12 protein-coding genes are annotated in these 13,886 nt (G+C 71.2%); 8 read left to right on the top strand and 4 right to left on the bottom strand.

What is annotated here, in order from left to right:
• Positions 1-43: 43 nt before the first annotated feature.
• Genes ACLBXX_RS08020 through ACLBXX_RS08000 form a run of 5 tightly spaced genes read left to right on the top strand, consistent with a single transcriptional unit; the run spans position 44 to position 5,703 of the window.
• Positions 44-520, top strand: a complete 477-nt coding sequence (locus tag ACLBXX_RS08020; protein ID WP_387137326.1) for a VOC family protein — start codon at positions 44-46, stop codon at positions 518-520.
• The gene (locus ACLBXX_RS08015) at positions 517-1,656 is read left to right on the top strand and encodes a PQQ-dependent sugar dehydrogenase (RefSeq protein ID WP_447657602.1); all 1,140 of its coding nucleotides are present in this window, start codon (positions 517-519) and stop codon (positions 1,654-1,656) included. The genes ACLBXX_RS08020 and ACLBXX_RS08015 overlap by 4 nt, the downstream gene beginning before the upstream one ends.
• Positions 1,657-1,697: 41 nt before the next feature.
• Entirely contained in the window at positions 1,698-2,795 is a 1,098-nt protein-coding gene (locus ACLBXX_RS08010; RefSeq protein WP_310291043.1) for a zinc-binding metallopeptidase family protein, read from the top strand.
• Positions 2,792-4,471, top strand: a complete 1,680-nt coding sequence (locus ACLBXX_RS08005; RefSeq protein WP_447657601.1) for an acyl-CoA dehydrogenase family protein — start codon at positions 2,792-2,794, stop codon at positions 4,469-4,471. Before ACLBXX_RS08010 ends, ACLBXX_RS08005 begins: the two co-directional genes overlap by 4 nt.
• A 26-nt stretch (positions 4,472-4,497) precedes the next feature.
• Positions 4,498-5,703 carry a glycoside hydrolase family 3 N-terminal domain-containing protein gene (locus ACLBXX_RS08000; RefSeq protein ID WP_447657600.1) on the top strand — a complete coding sequence of 402 codons (1,206 nt, stop codon included), beginning with the start codon at positions 4,498-4,500 and terminating at the stop codon, positions 5,701-5,703.
• A 1-nt stretch (position 5,704) separates the two neighbouring features.
• Here the strand turns inward: ACLBXX_RS08000 and ACLBXX_RS07995 are convergent, their stop codons facing one another.
• The 4 genes from ACLBXX_RS07995 to ACLBXX_RS07980 all read right to left on the bottom strand — a co-directional run bounded on the left by ACLBXX_RS07995 (position 5,705) and on the right by ACLBXX_RS07980 (position 9,150).
• Positions 5,705-6,577: a 3-methyladenine DNA glycosylase gene (locus ACLBXX_RS07995; protein ID WP_447657599.1), complete on the bottom strand. Its 873-nt coding sequence runs from the start codon at positions 6,575-6,577 to the stop codon at positions 5,705-5,707.
• A gap of 73 nt (positions 6,578-6,650) precedes the next feature.
• Positions 6,651-7,364: an SOS response-associated peptidase gene (locus ACLBXX_RS07990; protein ID WP_447657598.1), complete on the bottom strand. Its 714-nt coding sequence runs from the start codon at positions 7,362-7,364 to the stop codon at positions 6,651-6,653.
• 48 nt (positions 7,365-7,412) lie between these two features.
• Entirely contained in the window at positions 7,413-8,468 is a 1,056-nt protein-coding gene (locus tag ACLBXX_RS07985) for an App1 family protein (protein WP_387137344.1), read from the bottom strand.
• Between the two features lie 4 nt (positions 8,469-8,472).
• Positions 8,473-9,150 (bottom strand): DedA family protein, encoded by a 678-nt coding sequence (locus ACLBXX_RS07980; RefSeq protein WP_447657597.1) that lies wholly within the window; start codon positions 9,148-9,150, stop codon positions 8,473-8,475.
• A 42-nt stretch (positions 9,151-9,192) separates the two neighbouring features.
• On the opposite strand from ACLBXX_RS07980, the gene ACLBXX_RS07975 reads away from it, so the two are divergent.
• From ACLBXX_RS07975 to ACLBXX_RS07965, 3 genes are all read left to right on the top strand, one after another.
• Positions 9,193-10,509 (top strand): anthranilate synthase component I family protein, encoded by a 1,317-nt coding sequence (locus ACLBXX_RS07975; protein WP_447657596.1) that lies wholly within the window; start codon positions 9,193-9,195, stop codon positions 10,507-10,509.
• Between the two features lie 61 nt (positions 10,510-10,570).
• Entirely contained in the window at positions 10,571-13,171 is a 2,601-nt protein-coding gene (gene leuS, locus ACLBXX_RS07970) for a leucine--tRNA ligase (protein ID WP_447657595.1), read from the top strand.
• Positions 13,172-13,328: 157 nt separating this feature from the next.
• Positions 13,329-13,886 carry a helix-hairpin-helix domain-containing protein gene (locus ACLBXX_RS07965; protein ID WP_447657636.1) on the top strand — a complete coding sequence of 186 codons (558 nt, stop codon included), beginning with the start codon at positions 13,329-13,331 and terminating at the stop codon, positions 13,884-13,886.

Genomic DNA, 13,886 nt, shown 5'->3' with positions numbered 1-13,886 from the left:
CCGCCCATTGCGCGGGTGCGGCGCGTCGACAAGGGTGGAACGCATGAGCGCTGTGACCCCGTTCCTCTGGTTCGACGATGCCGCCGAGGAGGCCGTCACGTTCTACACCGCGCTGATCCCGGACTCCGAGCTCGTCACGATCGACCGCTACCCGGACGAGGTGCCGGGCATGGGCGGCAAGGTCATGCACGTGCACTTCCGGCTCGGCGGCCGCGACTACTTCGGGATGGATGCCGGCCCGCAGTTCCCCTTCACCGAGGCCGTCTCCCTGTACGTCGCGTGCCGCGACCAGGCCGAGGTCGACCGCTACTGGGACGCCCTCACCGCGCAGGGCGGCCAGGAGCAGCCGTGCGGCTGGCTCAAGGACCGGTGGGGCCTGTCGTGGCAGATCATCCCGGACCGGCTCGTCGAGCTGATCCGCCACCCCGACCCCGACATCGCCCACCGCGCGGTGCAGGCGATGCTCCGCATGCGGCGCATCGACCTCGCGGTCCTCGAGGCGGCTGTGGCCGGCGGATGAGGCGCGACGCCCGGTGGGCGGCGGTCGGATGCCTCGTCCTGGCGCTGACCGCGTCAGCCGGGTGCACCGCGCCGGCGCCGTCACCGGCGCCTTCGTCGCAGGTGCCCTCGATCGGCCCGAGCACGGCTCCGGCAGCGGAGACGTGGTGGCGTGCCGGGTCGGTCACGGGAACCCTCGCGTCGGATCTGGTGGCGCCGTGGTCGGTCGTGCCCCTCGACGGCGGGGGCGCGCTCATCTCCGAACGCGGCGACGGCGCGGTGCTCGAGCTCACCGCGGACGGTGAGGTCCGCACGGTCGGCGTCATCCCCGGTGTGGTCTCCGGCGGCGAATCCGGCCTTCACGGGCTCGCCCTGCACGACGCCGGCGGCGCGCGCACGCTCTTCGCCTACTTCGGCGCGAGCGACGACAACCGCGTGGCACGGATGCCGCTGCTCGGCGAACCGGGATCCTTCGAGCTGGGCGAGCCGGAGGTCATCCTCGACGGCATCGCGCGGGCGAGCACCCACGACGGCGGACGCCTCGCGTTCGGGCCGGACGGCTACCTCTACGTCACGACGGGGGATGCGCAGCGCCGCGACGCCGCCCAGGACCGCGACGACCTCGGCGGCAAGATCCTGCGCGTCACGGTCGACGGCGACCCCGCCCCCGGGAACCCGTGGAACACGCGCGTCTGGTCCATGGGACATCGCAACGTCCAGGGGATCGCGTGGACGGCGGACGGCACGATGTGGGCCAGCGAGTTCGGTCAGAACACCTGGGACGAGCTCAATCGCATCGAGCCGGGCGAGAACTACGGCTGGCCGATCGTCGAGGGCATCTCCGGCCGGGAGGGCTTCACCGACCCCGTGGCGCAGTGGCCGACGAGCGATGCGAGTCCGAGCGGGATCGCCACCCGCGGCGACACGGTCTTCATGGCGGGGCTCCGTGGCGAGCGGCTCTGGCAGATCGACACGGATGCCGGCGTGATGCGTGGCGAGCCTGTCGCCGCGCTGGTGGGTGAGTACGGGCGCCTGCGCGATGTGGTCGCGCCGACCGACGGGTCACTGTGGCTCCTCACCAACAACACCGATGGGCGCGGCTCGCCGCGACCGGGCGACGATCTGCTCCTGCGGGTGGAGCTCGTCGAGGCGCCGTGACACGTGCGTCCGCGCGCACCCCGGCACGCTACGGTGAGAGCGTGACCTCGCAGCCCCGCTGTCCGCATTGTCGCCACTTCGTCTACCTGGACACCCTGCAGTGTCCGAACTGCGAAGCCGAGATCGGCTACCACATCCCGACACGCGAGTTCTTCGGTCTCCGTCACGGTCAGGCCGTCATCGACGGCGAGACCTGGTACACCTGCTCGAACCGGGAGTGGGCGTGCAACTGGCTGGTGTGGGAGAACGCGCCCGCCGGCCGCTGCTTCTCCTGCCGGCTCACGCGCCGCCGTCCCGCGGCGGACGACACCGTCGCGCTCGAGAAGCTCGCGAAGACCGAGGAGGCGAAGCGCCGGCTCCTCCTGCAGCTCGCCGATCTGGGCCTGCCGATCGTCGGCTGGGACGTCGAGAAGGGCGGGCTCGGGTTCGACCTGATCTCCAGCCTCTCCGACGGCAAGCCGGTCACGATCGGGCACGCCAACGGCATCATCACGATCGACCTGGCCGAGAGCCTCGACGACCGCCGCGAGGCTCTGCGCGTGCGGCTCGGCGAGCCGTACCGCACCATCCTCGGCCACCTGCGGCACGAGGTCGGCCACTACTACCAGAACGTCCTCCTCGCCGACGACGAGCTCTGGGCGCGGTGTCGCGAGCTCTTCGGCGACGAGCGCACGAGCTACCGCGACGCCCTGAAGCGCCACTACTCGTTCGGGGCCCCCTCCGACTGGCACGAGGCCTTCATCTCCGAGTACGCGACGATGCACCCGTGGGAGGACTTCGCCGAGACGTTCGCCCACTACCTCCACATCACCGGCACGCTGCAGACCGCCGCGGTCATCGGCATCCATCTCGATGCGTCGGTGACGAACCTCCGCGACACGGATGTCGTCCCGCTCGAGTCGTACGAGAACGAGCCGATCCAGAGGCTGCTCACCGATTGGGAGTGGCTGTCGCAGGCGTTCAACCGCATCAACCGATCGATGGGCTTCGGCGACCTGTATCCGTTCACGATCGTGACGCCGGTGCGGCACAAGCTCGCCTTCGTCCACGACATCGTGACGCGCGCGCCGCTCAGCCCGGGGGAGCAGTACACGCTCGCGATGGCGGGTGCCGGGGCGGGGGAGACGGAGACGTCATGACCTCGTTCGCGCGAGGGCAGCGGGTGATCGGTGCGGCGACGCACTACGTCGAGAACCAGCCGCCCTGGCGCGTCGACGTCGACGAGTACGGACTGAACGCGCCCCTCGGCACGGCGGTACGCGCGCTCGGGGCCGAGTGGGCGGAGGACGGCCTCCGCGAGGCCGGCGCGCTCGTCGGCTCGGGGCCGTTCCAGCGCGACGCGCATCTCGCGAACGTGCACACCCCGGTCGCCCACGCCCACGACCGGTGGGGCTTCCGCCTCGATGAGGTGGAATACGACCCTTCCTACCACCGCGTGATCGCCGAGGCGGTCGCGCGTGGCGCCCACACCTCGGCATGGGCGGAACCTCGGCCGGGGGCGCACGTCGCCCGCGCGGCGATGTTCATGCTGTTCGCGCAGGTCGAGCCGGGTCACGCGTGCCCGGTGTCGATGACGCACGCCGCGGTCGCCTCGATCGAGGGCTCGCCGTGGGTCGCCGACGAGTGGCTCCCGCGTCTGTACTCGCGCGAGTACGACCCGAGGCTCATCGTCGACGGGGGCAAGGCGAGCGCCCTCATCGGGATGGCGATGACCGAGAAGCAGGGCGGCTCCGACGTCCGCGCCGGCACCACCGTGGGCGAGTCGATGGGCGGACACGCCTACCAGCTCACGGGGCACAAGTGGTTCTGCTCCGCCCCGATGTCGGACGGCTTCCTCGTGCTCGCCCACACGCGCACCCGCGGTGTGGACGAAGGTCTCACGTGCGTGTTCGTGCCGCGCATCCTGTCGCCGCACGGCATGCGCAACGCGTTCCGCATCCAGCGGCTCAAAGACAAGCTCGGCAACCGCTCGAACGCGTCTGCGGAGGTCGAGTTCGACGGCACCATCGGGTTCCTGATCGGCGAGCCGGGCCGTGGAGTCCGGGCGATCATCGAGATGGTCCAGCGCACGCGCCTCGACTGCGTCCTGGGCACCGCCGCGGGCATGCGGCAGTCGGTCGCCGAGGCGGTCTGGCACGCGCGCGGGCGTGAGGCCTTCGGCGCGCTCCTGGTCGACCAGCCCGCGATGACCGGCGTGCTCGCAGACCTCGCCCTCGAGTACGAAGCCGCGATGCTCACCGGCCTGCGCCTCGCGCAGCTCTTCGAGGCCGAGGCATCCGATCGCGATATCGCGCTCCGCCGTCTCGCCACGCCGGTGTCGAAGTACTGGGTGTGCAGGCGCGGCCCGCACCATGCCTACGAGGCGCTCGAGTGCCTCGGCGGCAACGGCTACACCGAGACCTTCCCGCTCGCCCGCCGGTACCGCGAGCAGCCCGTCATGGCGATCTGGGAGGGCTCGGGCAACGTCATCGCCCTCGACGTGCTGCGGGCGCTCACGCGCGACCGCGCGTCCGGCGAGGCCTTCGCCGACGAGCTCGCGACCACGGCAGGCTCCTCGGCGGTCCTCGATCGGCACGTGGAACGCACCCTCGCCCTGCTGCAGCGTCTCGCGGCCGATCCGGACGAAGCACCGTCACAGGCCCGTCGGCTCAGCGAGGACCTCGCGCTCGCGTTCCAGGCGTCCCTCATGCTGCGCCACGCGCCGGGGCAGGACGCCGACACGTTCATCGCCGCCCGCCTGGGCGAGGACCGTGGCGCGCAGTACGGTGTGCTGCCTTCGGGGACGGATGCCGCGGCCATCGTCGCGCGCCACTGATCGCCGACCGCGCTTAGGCTGTTCGAGTGACTGCGGCGCGACGTTCCCTCCTGCTCGCCGCGGTCGTCGCAGCCGCGGCGATCGTCTGCGCCTCGTGCGCGGCGACCCCTACCGCGAAGCCGTCGCCGACGTCGTCGCCCTCGGCCACGACGACCCCGACGCCCGACGCGGCGGGCCTCTCGCCGGCTGAGCAGGCCGTCTCCTCGATGTCGCTTCGGGAGCGCGCGGCGAGCGTCGTGATGGGGCACATTCCGACGACGGATGCCGCGGCCCTGCGCTCGTACATGGAATCCACCGGCGCCGGGGGCTTCCTGCTCATGGGCGCGAACATCCCCGAGGACGAGGCGGCACTCGAGGAGATCACCGCATCGCTCACCGTCGACCCGGCACGGCCGCCGCTCATCGCCATCGACCAGGAGGGCGGCGACGTGTCGCGGCTGCCGTGGGACGATCTCGCGTCACCGCTCGAGCTGCAGCAGGCCGATCCCGCCACGGTGGAGGCCGCGTACGCGGGGCGCTCGGCGCTCGTGCGCCAGGCGGGCATCCCCGTCAACTTCGGCATCGTGGCGGACGTCACGGCCGACCCGAACTCGTTCATCCATCGTCGCGTCCTCGGCACGACCCCCGACATGGCGGCCGCCCACGTGGCCGCCGCGGTGAACGGCGAGAAGGGAAACGTCTTCTCGACGCTCAAGCACTTCCCGGGTCACGGCGCGGCACCCGGCGACTCCCACTCCTCGATCCCGTCGACCACGATGCCGCTCGATCAGTGGCGCGCCACCGACGCATTGCCGTTCCAGGCGGGGGTCGATGCCGGCGCCGAGCTCCTGATGTTCGGTCATCTCGCCTACACCTCGGTCGACCCGGCACCCGCGAGCCTGTCGCCCGAATGGCACCGCATCGCCCGGGACGAGCTCGGCTTCGACGGCGTGACGATCACCGACGACCTGGGCATGCTGGAGGGCTCAGGCCTGCCCGAGTACGCCGACCCCGTGGCGAATGCCGTCAACGCCCTCGCGGCCGGCAACGACATGCTGCTGACGGTCGTCTCCTCGACGCCCGACACGGCCCCGCAGATCGTCGACGGCATCGTCGCGGCGGTGGAGTCGGGGGCGGTGCCGGCCGAGCGCCTTGAGGAGGCGGCGACCCGTGTGATGGAGCTGCGTCTCGCGGTCGCCGAGGCCGGGGACGGCGAGCTCCCGTGCACGACCTGCGCCGATCCCGCCGAGTGACTCAGCCGCCAGCGATCTCGATGAGCCTGGCGCGGACGACCTGTCCGCGCTCTGCGAAGCCGCGCTGCTCCCGTACGTAGGCCGCCTTGCCCTCCGCGGTCTCGATCGGTACGGGCGCGTAGCCCCAGTCCGCGAGATCGTACGGCGACGCCCGCATGTCGAGCACGCGGATGTCCCTGGCGAGCTCGAATGCGTCGAGCATCACCTCGCCCGGCACGAGCGGTCCGAGCTTGACCGCCCACTTGTACAGATCCATACCGGCGTGAAGGCAGCCGGGCTGCTCGAGCGCGGACTGGGTCTCGCGCGTGGGTGTGTCACGGTTGCGCGGGACGGCGTCAGGCGTGAAGAAACGGAATGCGTCGAAGTGCGTGCAGCGGAGGTCGTGCGCCTCGACCACCGCGTCGGTCGCGTCCTGTCCCAGTCGGAGCGGAACGGGATGCCGGTGCTCTCGCTGCCGGTACACCATGGCCCACTCGTGCAGGCCGAAGCACCCGAAGCCGGGGGCGCGGCCGGCGGTGGCCCGGAGGATCCGCCCCACGTTGGCCACGAGCGCGCCCCGCTCGGCGCGGAAGCCGTCACCGTCCACGGCGAGAGCGCCGGGCACAGTGCCGGGCCGGTACCAGCGCCATCCGGCGCGGGCGTCGGAGGCGGCATCCGCCAACTCGATGCCCTCACCGGGATGCCAACGGTGCAGGACAGCGGGCTTGTACGAGTAGTACGTGAAGAGGAAGTCCTCGACGGGGTGCTTCTCGCCGCGCGCGGCCCGGACGCGGTGCGCGGCCGTGAGCGCTCGGGCACGCTCCTCGTGCGCCGCCTCGCGTGCGCGCCAGATGCCGCCGGCGAGCACCGGGGCTTCAGGAGGCGCGATCGTCACCGTTTGAGGATACGCGGGCGCGCCTCGGCAGGCCCTGGGTGCGGATCAGGCCTCGACGGGCCCCGGGTGCGGATCAGGCCTCGACGGGCTCGATGAGTTCCGGAGAGTTGTTGCGGACGTTGCCGACATCCTTCGACACCTCGTGGTCGTCGAGGGTGTCGGCGAGGGCGGGAGCCGCGTCGATCGCCGCGTCGAGCACATCGCGCACGTTGTCGGTTGTCGGGTCGAGCCACGCATCGGCGTGGTCGGGGTCGAGGAACAGCGGCATGCGGTCGTGGATCGAGCCGAGGTGGCCGATCGCATCGCGGGTGAGGATCGTGAAGCTCAGCAGCCAGCGCTCCGGGTCGTCGTCGCCCTTGGTCTTGTCCCGCCACCACTCGTACAGGCCCGCGAGGAACAGCGGCTCACCGTCGGCGGGATGGATGTAGTGCGGGATCTTCGTGCCGTCGACGTTCTTCCACTCGTAGTACCCCGACACCGGCACCACCGCGTGGCGCTTCTCGAGCGCGCTGCGGAACATGGGCTTGTCTTCGAGTTCCTCCGCCCGGGCGTTGAACGCCCGCGCACCGATCTTGGTGTCTTTCGCCCACGACGGGATGAGTCCCCAGCGGGCGGCCTCGAGCCGGCGGGTCGGCGGCTCGGTCTTCGCCGAGTCGAGCACGATCGCGGCGCTGGCGGTCGGCGCCACGTTGAACGACGGAGCCGGGAGATCGTCACCCTCGACGTCGACGCGCAGCACCCCGACGAGGTCGGAGCCGGCGCTGGCCACTACGAAGCGTCCGCACATGCGGCCAGCCTACGCGGGGCCGCCGACGTCGGAGCAGAGGGGGACCGATCAGGCCTCGAGTGCGCCGGCGGCACCGAGCACGCCGACATCCTCGAGCCGCTCCAGCAGGCCGGCGCCGTCGCTGTCGCTCACCCAGGGCACCTCGGCGGCGGCGTGGTCGTTCACGGCGGTGCGCCCGCCCGCGAGGACCGCCTCTGCGGGGGAGAGGCGGCGGATGGCGACGGCCACGACCCGCGACGGGTGCTCGTCGGTGAAAGTCGTGTAGATCGCGTCGTCGTGCTGGCCGTCGTCGCCGATGAGGAGCCACCGCACCTGGGGGAACTCCTCGGCGAGGCGGCGGAGGTTGGAGAGCTTGTGGGCCTTGCCGCTGCGGAACCAGCGATCGTGGGTCGGGCCCCAATCGGTGAGCAGCAGCGAACCCGGCGGGAAGACGTGGCGGCTCAGGAACCGCATGAGGGTGGGCGCGATGTTCCATGCACCGGTGGAGAGGTAGATGAGCGGGGCGCCGGGGTTCTCGCGCACGACACGCTCCATCAGCACCGCCATGCCGGGGACCGGCTGGCGCGCGTGCTCGTTCACCACGAACGAGTTCCACGCCGCGAGCAGCGGGCGGGGGATGGCCGTGACCATGACGGTGTCGTCGACGTCCGACACGATGCCGAACGTGACATCCGGCGCGACGATGTACGCCCGTGTCTCGACCGGCGTGCCGCCCTCCACCGACATCGTGAAGGTCTGCCAGCCGGGCTCGAGGTCCGCGGGGAGCCTCGTGTCGATGACCCCGCCGCGGTCGGCGACCACGTCGTGGTCGACGCCCGCGATCGTCACCGTGACCTGCGCGTACCCGATCGGGACCGCGGCGAAGCTTCGCCAGCCGCGGACGCCGGCGTACTCGCCGGACGTGCGTTCCTTCACGGGCGGGACGATCATCACGCGGCCGAGGACCCGCACCCAGTCGGTGCCCCCGTAGCCCGGGAAGGGCGTGACGGTGGGTGTCTGGCCGCGCCGGCGCGCACGCCGTTCGCGCCACGCGTGGAACCGGTACTCCAGGCGCGCGAGCCACAGGACCTTGGCGCGCACATTCTGGGGATCGGTGTGGGGCACCCCTTCAGTCTTTCATGTCCGCCATGGGGGACTCGTCGGGCCCGTCGTGCTCGAGGTGCTTGCGCTCGGCCCGCTCGATGACCTTCTTGCTCACGTAGACGAGCACGAGGAACAGCACGATCACGCCCACGAAGATGTAGCCGGCGTAGTGGATCTGATCCGCGAGCTCGCGGTACGTGCCCGCTGCCAGGGCGGCGACCGAGATGTACAGCGTCGTCCAGATCACGCACGCCGGGACCGTCCACGCGAGGAACCGCCGGTAGGGGTAGCCGCTCATCCCGACGGTGAGCGGCACGAGCGAGTGCAGCACCGGCAGGAACCGTGAGATGAAGATCGCGGGGCCGCCGCGACGTCTCAGGTATCTCTCCGAGCGCGCCCAGTTCTCCTCGCCGATACGGCGCCCGAGCTTCGAGTGCTGGATGCGCGGGCCGAGGTAGCGTCCGAGCCAGAACCCGATGCTCTCGCCGATGAGGGCGCCGACGACCACCGCGATGCCGAGGATCACGCCCTCGAGCACCGACGAGACCGCGGTGCCGGCGACGATCACGATCGTGTCGCCGGGAACGACGAGCCCGATCAGCACGCTGGTCTCGAGCATGATCGCGATTCCGGCGAGGAGCGTCCTGACGATCGGGTCGACGCTCTGGACGGCGTCGAGCAGCCACGTCAGGAACTCGTTCACGCCATGAGCCTAGAGCTCTGCGCACCCCTCTAACCTGGGAACATGACGGAGCCCCTCGCCGCCGCGGACGTCGCGCACTGGGTGGATCCGGCATCCGTCTTCAGCGCCGTCTTCGCAGACGAGCCGCACTCCTTCTGGCTGGATGCCGGACCCGACGCCCGCGAGGGATGGAGCTGGATGGGCGCGGGGTCTCCGGACGACCCGGCGCAGGTGAAGGCGATGACCTGCACGGGCGTCACGGCTGCCGATGGCGAGAGCCCGTTGCGCGGGGGATGGGTGGGCTGGACCGGCTACGACGACGCTGCGGCGCGCGCGGGAGCGCCGGCGTCCCGCGAGGCCGACGGAGTCCCGCAGGATCTGTGGCTGCGGGTGGAGCGCCTCGTCGCATTCGACCACGCGCGTCAGAGCGTCCGCGTGTACGGCTCCGCGACGGACGTCGATGAGCTCGCCGCCTCGGTCATCGCGGCGACCGGCACGCCGGGCCCGCCCTCACCTGCCCGACGCGACGCGGTCGCGCACGCCCGTCACCGCCCCGAGGAGTACGCCGGCCTCATCGAACGCTGTCGCGACGCGATCCGTGAGGGCGACGCCTACCAGCTGTGCCTGACGACGCGGTTCGAGGTCGAGGCATCCGTCGATCCCGTCGCGGTCTATGCCCGCCTCCGGGCGGCCACGCCCGCGCACCACGGGGGATTCATCCGCTCGGGCGACACCGCTCTGCTCAGCGCGAGCCCGGAGCAGTTCCTCCACGTCGAGGGAGCACCCGACGGCAGAGCGGTGGTGCGCACACGCCCGATCAAGGGCACCCGCCCGCGCGGCGCGGACGCCGGGGAAGACGCCGCGCTGGCGGCCGAACTCCGCGCGAGCGAGAAGGAGCGCGCCGAGAACGTCATGATCGTCGACCTCATGCGCAACGACCTCTCGCGCGTGTGCATGGCGGGCACCGTGGGCGTCGACGCTCTCCTCGAGGTCGAGTCGTACCCCGCGGTGCACCAGCTCGTGAGCACCGTGTCAGGCGAGCTCGCGACCGGCACGACCCTCGACGACCTGCTCGGGGCGACCTTCCCGGCGGGCTCGATGACGGGGGCGCCGAAGCTGTCCGCGATGACCATCCTGCACGGCTTGGAGGGCGCCCCGCGCGGTGTGTTCTCGGGTTGCTTCGGCTGGATCGGCGACGACGGCGCGCTCGATCTCGCGATGGTGATCCGCTCGATCGTCGTCAGGCCCGAGCGCGCGTACGTGGGTGCCGGCGGCGGCATCACGTGGCGATCGGATGCCGCGGCCGAGGTCGCCGAGGTCGGGATCAAGGCGCGCGGGCCCCTCGCCGCGCTGGGCGCCGCATTGCCGCCGGGCTGGTGAACCGCCCGTTCCGCTAACCTGGAAGACGCGCTTCGTGCGCTGCGCGCGCTTTCCGGCTTCCATGATTGGCACTTTCCACGTGAGTCAGACCGAAACCCCCGACACCTCTGCGCCCACAGAGGGCTACGACGCCTACTCGATCCAGCAGAAGTGGCAGGCGCGCTGGGCCGAGGCCGACCCGTTCCGCGCCGGCGGCGCCGACGACACGCGCCCCCGCAAGTACGTGCTCGGCATGTTCCCGTACCCCTCCGGCGACCTCCACATGGGCCACGCCGAGAGCTACGCCTACGTCGACATCGTCGCGCGATTCTGGCGTCACCGCGGCTACAACGTCCTGAACCCGATCGGGTGGGACTCGTTCGGCCTCCCCGCCGAGAACGCGGCGATCCAGCGCGGGGCCGACCCGCGCGAGTGGACCTACGCGAACATCGAGCAGCACAAGAAGAGCTTCCGCGAGTACGGCTCCTCGTACGACTGGAGCCGCATCCTCCACACGAGCGACCCCGAGTACTACCACTGGAACCAGTGGCTGTTCCAGCGCCTCTACGAGCGCGGCCTGGCGTACCGCAAGGAGAGCCCGGTCAACTGGTGCCCCAACGACCAGACCGTGCTCGCCAACGAGCAGGTCGTCGACGGCCACTGCGAGCGCTGCGGCGCCGAGGTGATCAAGAAGAAGCTCACGCAGTGGTACTTCAAGATCACCGAGTACGCCGACCGCCTGCTCGACGACCTCAACCAGCTCGAGGGCTTCTGGCCGCAGAAGGTCATCCGCATGCAGCGGAACTGGATCGGCCGCTCGGTGGGCGCCGACATCGACTTCGAGATCGAGGGCCGCGCCGAGAAGGTCACCGTCTTCTCGACCCGACCCGACACACTGCACGGCGCGACCTTCATGGTCGTGGCCCCCGACAGCGACCTGGCGGCCGAGCTCGCCGCCGGTTCGTCGGCCGACGTGCGCATGCGGTTCCAGGACTACCTCGAGAGCGTGCAGCGCGAGACCGAGATCGAGCGCCAGAGCACCGATCGTCCGAAGACCGGCGTGTTCCTGGACCGCTTCGCCGTCAACCCCGTCAACGGGGAGCGCCTGCCCATCTGGGCCGCGGACTACGTGCTGGCCGACTACGGCCACGGCGCCGTCATGGCGGTGCCCGCACACGACCAGCGCGACCTCGACTTCGCGCGGGCGTTCGACCTGCCCGTCAAGGTCGTCGTCGACACCACGGCGCCGATCACGGGCGCGATCCCGGTCATCGAGCTCGACGAGGAGGGTGTGCCGATCGATCCGGGCCCTCTCGAGACGCTGTCCGACCTCGACCCCGCGACGACCGGCATCGCGCTGACCGGCGAGGGACGCCTCGTCAACTCGGGTTCGCTGGACGGACTCTCCAAGCGCAACGCCATCGCGCGCATCATCGAGCAGCTCGAGGCTGCCGGTACCGGGCGCGCCGCGAAGTCGTATCGCCTCCGCGACTGGCTCATCTCGCGCCAGCGGTTCTGGGGCACGCCGATCCCGATGATCCACACCGAGGACGGCCGCATCGTGCCCGTTCCCGAGGACCAGCTGCCGCTGCGCCTGCCCGACGCGCACGGACTCGACCTCGCACCCAAGGGCACGTCGCCGCTCGGCGGCGCGACGGAGTGGATGAAGGCCACGGACCCCGAGACGGGCGAGCCGGCGCTCCGCGACCCCGACACGATGGACACGTTCGTGGACAGCTCGTGGTACTTCCTCCGCTTCCTGGCGCCGAACGATCCGAATGAGGCGTTCCCGTCGCGCGAGGCGGACCGCTGGGCCCCCGTCGACTCGTACATCGGCGGCGTCGAGCACGCGATCCTGCACCTGCTCTACGCGCGGTTCATCACCAAGGTCCTCTTCGACATGGGCCTCATCGACTTCACGGAGCCCTTCTCGAGCCTCATCAACCAGGGCATGGTGCTCCTCGACGGCTCGAAGATGTCGAAGTCCAAGGGCAACCTCGTCGAGTTCGCGTCGAGCATGGTCGACCCCGGCGCCGATGCGGTGCGCACGGCGATCGCGTTCGCCGGCCCGGTCGAGGACGACATCAACTGGGAGGACGTGTCGACCACGGGCGCCCAGAAGTTCCTGGCCCGCGCCTGGCGTGTCGCCTCGGACGTCACGAGCGATCCCGACGTGGTGTGGGCCGAGGGCGACGTCGCGCTGCGTCGCGTGACCCACCGCCTCCTCGCGGACGCTCCGGGCCTCGTCGAGCAGACCAAGTTCAACGTCGTCGTGGCGCGCCTGATGGAGCTGGTCAACACGACGCGCAAGGTCATCGACACCGGCGCCGGACCCGCCGACCCCGCCGTCCGCGAGGCCGCCGAGGCCACGGCGATGATCCTCGACCTGTTCGCTCCGCACCTGGCGGAGGAGATGTGGGAGATCCTCGGGTACGACCGGTTCGTCGGCCTCGTGCCGTGGCGCACCGCCGACCCCACCCTCCTCGTCGAGGAGAGCGTCACCGCGGTCGTGCAGGTCGACGGCAAGGTGCGCGGCACCCTCCGGGTGCCCGCCCGCATCGACGCCGCCGAGCTCGAGCGACTCGCCCGCGCCGATGAGAAGGTGGTGCGCTCGCTCGCAGGACGCGAGATCACGCGGGTGGTCGTCCGTCCGCCGAAGGTCGTCAGCTTCAGCACGCACTGAGCCTCCTCCACAGGAGGACCGGGTCCCGGGGGTATGCACATCCCCGGGACCCGCTGCGTCTCCGGCCCCTCCCGCCTCCTAGCGTGGGGCCGTGACCGCCGGCGACCGCTCCGAGGGCGCGTCGCCCCCGCCCCTCACCGCGCGTCCCCGTCTCGGGATCGGCGCCGTCGTCGCGCTCGTGATCGCCGCGCTGGCGATCACTGTCGGGATCGGCATCCTTCGCGGCGCGATGGCACCTGTCGACGAGGTGGTCATCGACCAGACGCCCGCGGCCGCGGCGACACCCGCCTCAAGGCTCTACGTGCACGTCTCGGGTGCGGTGCGCACCCCTGGCCTGTACGTGCTCCCGACGGGCTCCCGCGTCGTCGATGCGATCGCGGCCGCCGGCGGGTTCGCCGATGATGCGGACCGCGACGCGGTCAACCTGGCGCGCACGCTCGACGACGGCGAACAGCTGCCCGTGCCCCGCGAAGGGGAGGCGCCGCCGACCGCGGGAGCACCCGGACCCGCGCCGCCGGCCGAGACGCGCGTCGATCTCAACACGGCCGACGCGACTCTCCTCGAGACGCTGCCACGCATCGGTCCGGCGCTCGCCGAGCGCATCATCGCGTGGCGCGACGACAACGGCGGATTCACGAGCATCGAGGATCTGCTCGCCGTCCCCGGCATCGGCGACAAGATGCTCGAGTCGCTGCGCGACCTCGTGACGGTGTGA

Source organism: Microbacterium sp. C23T (genome assembly GCF_053345975.1).
The sequence above is the reverse complement of the archived record's forward strand: the minus strand, read 5'-3'. Positions and strand labels throughout refer to the sequence as shown.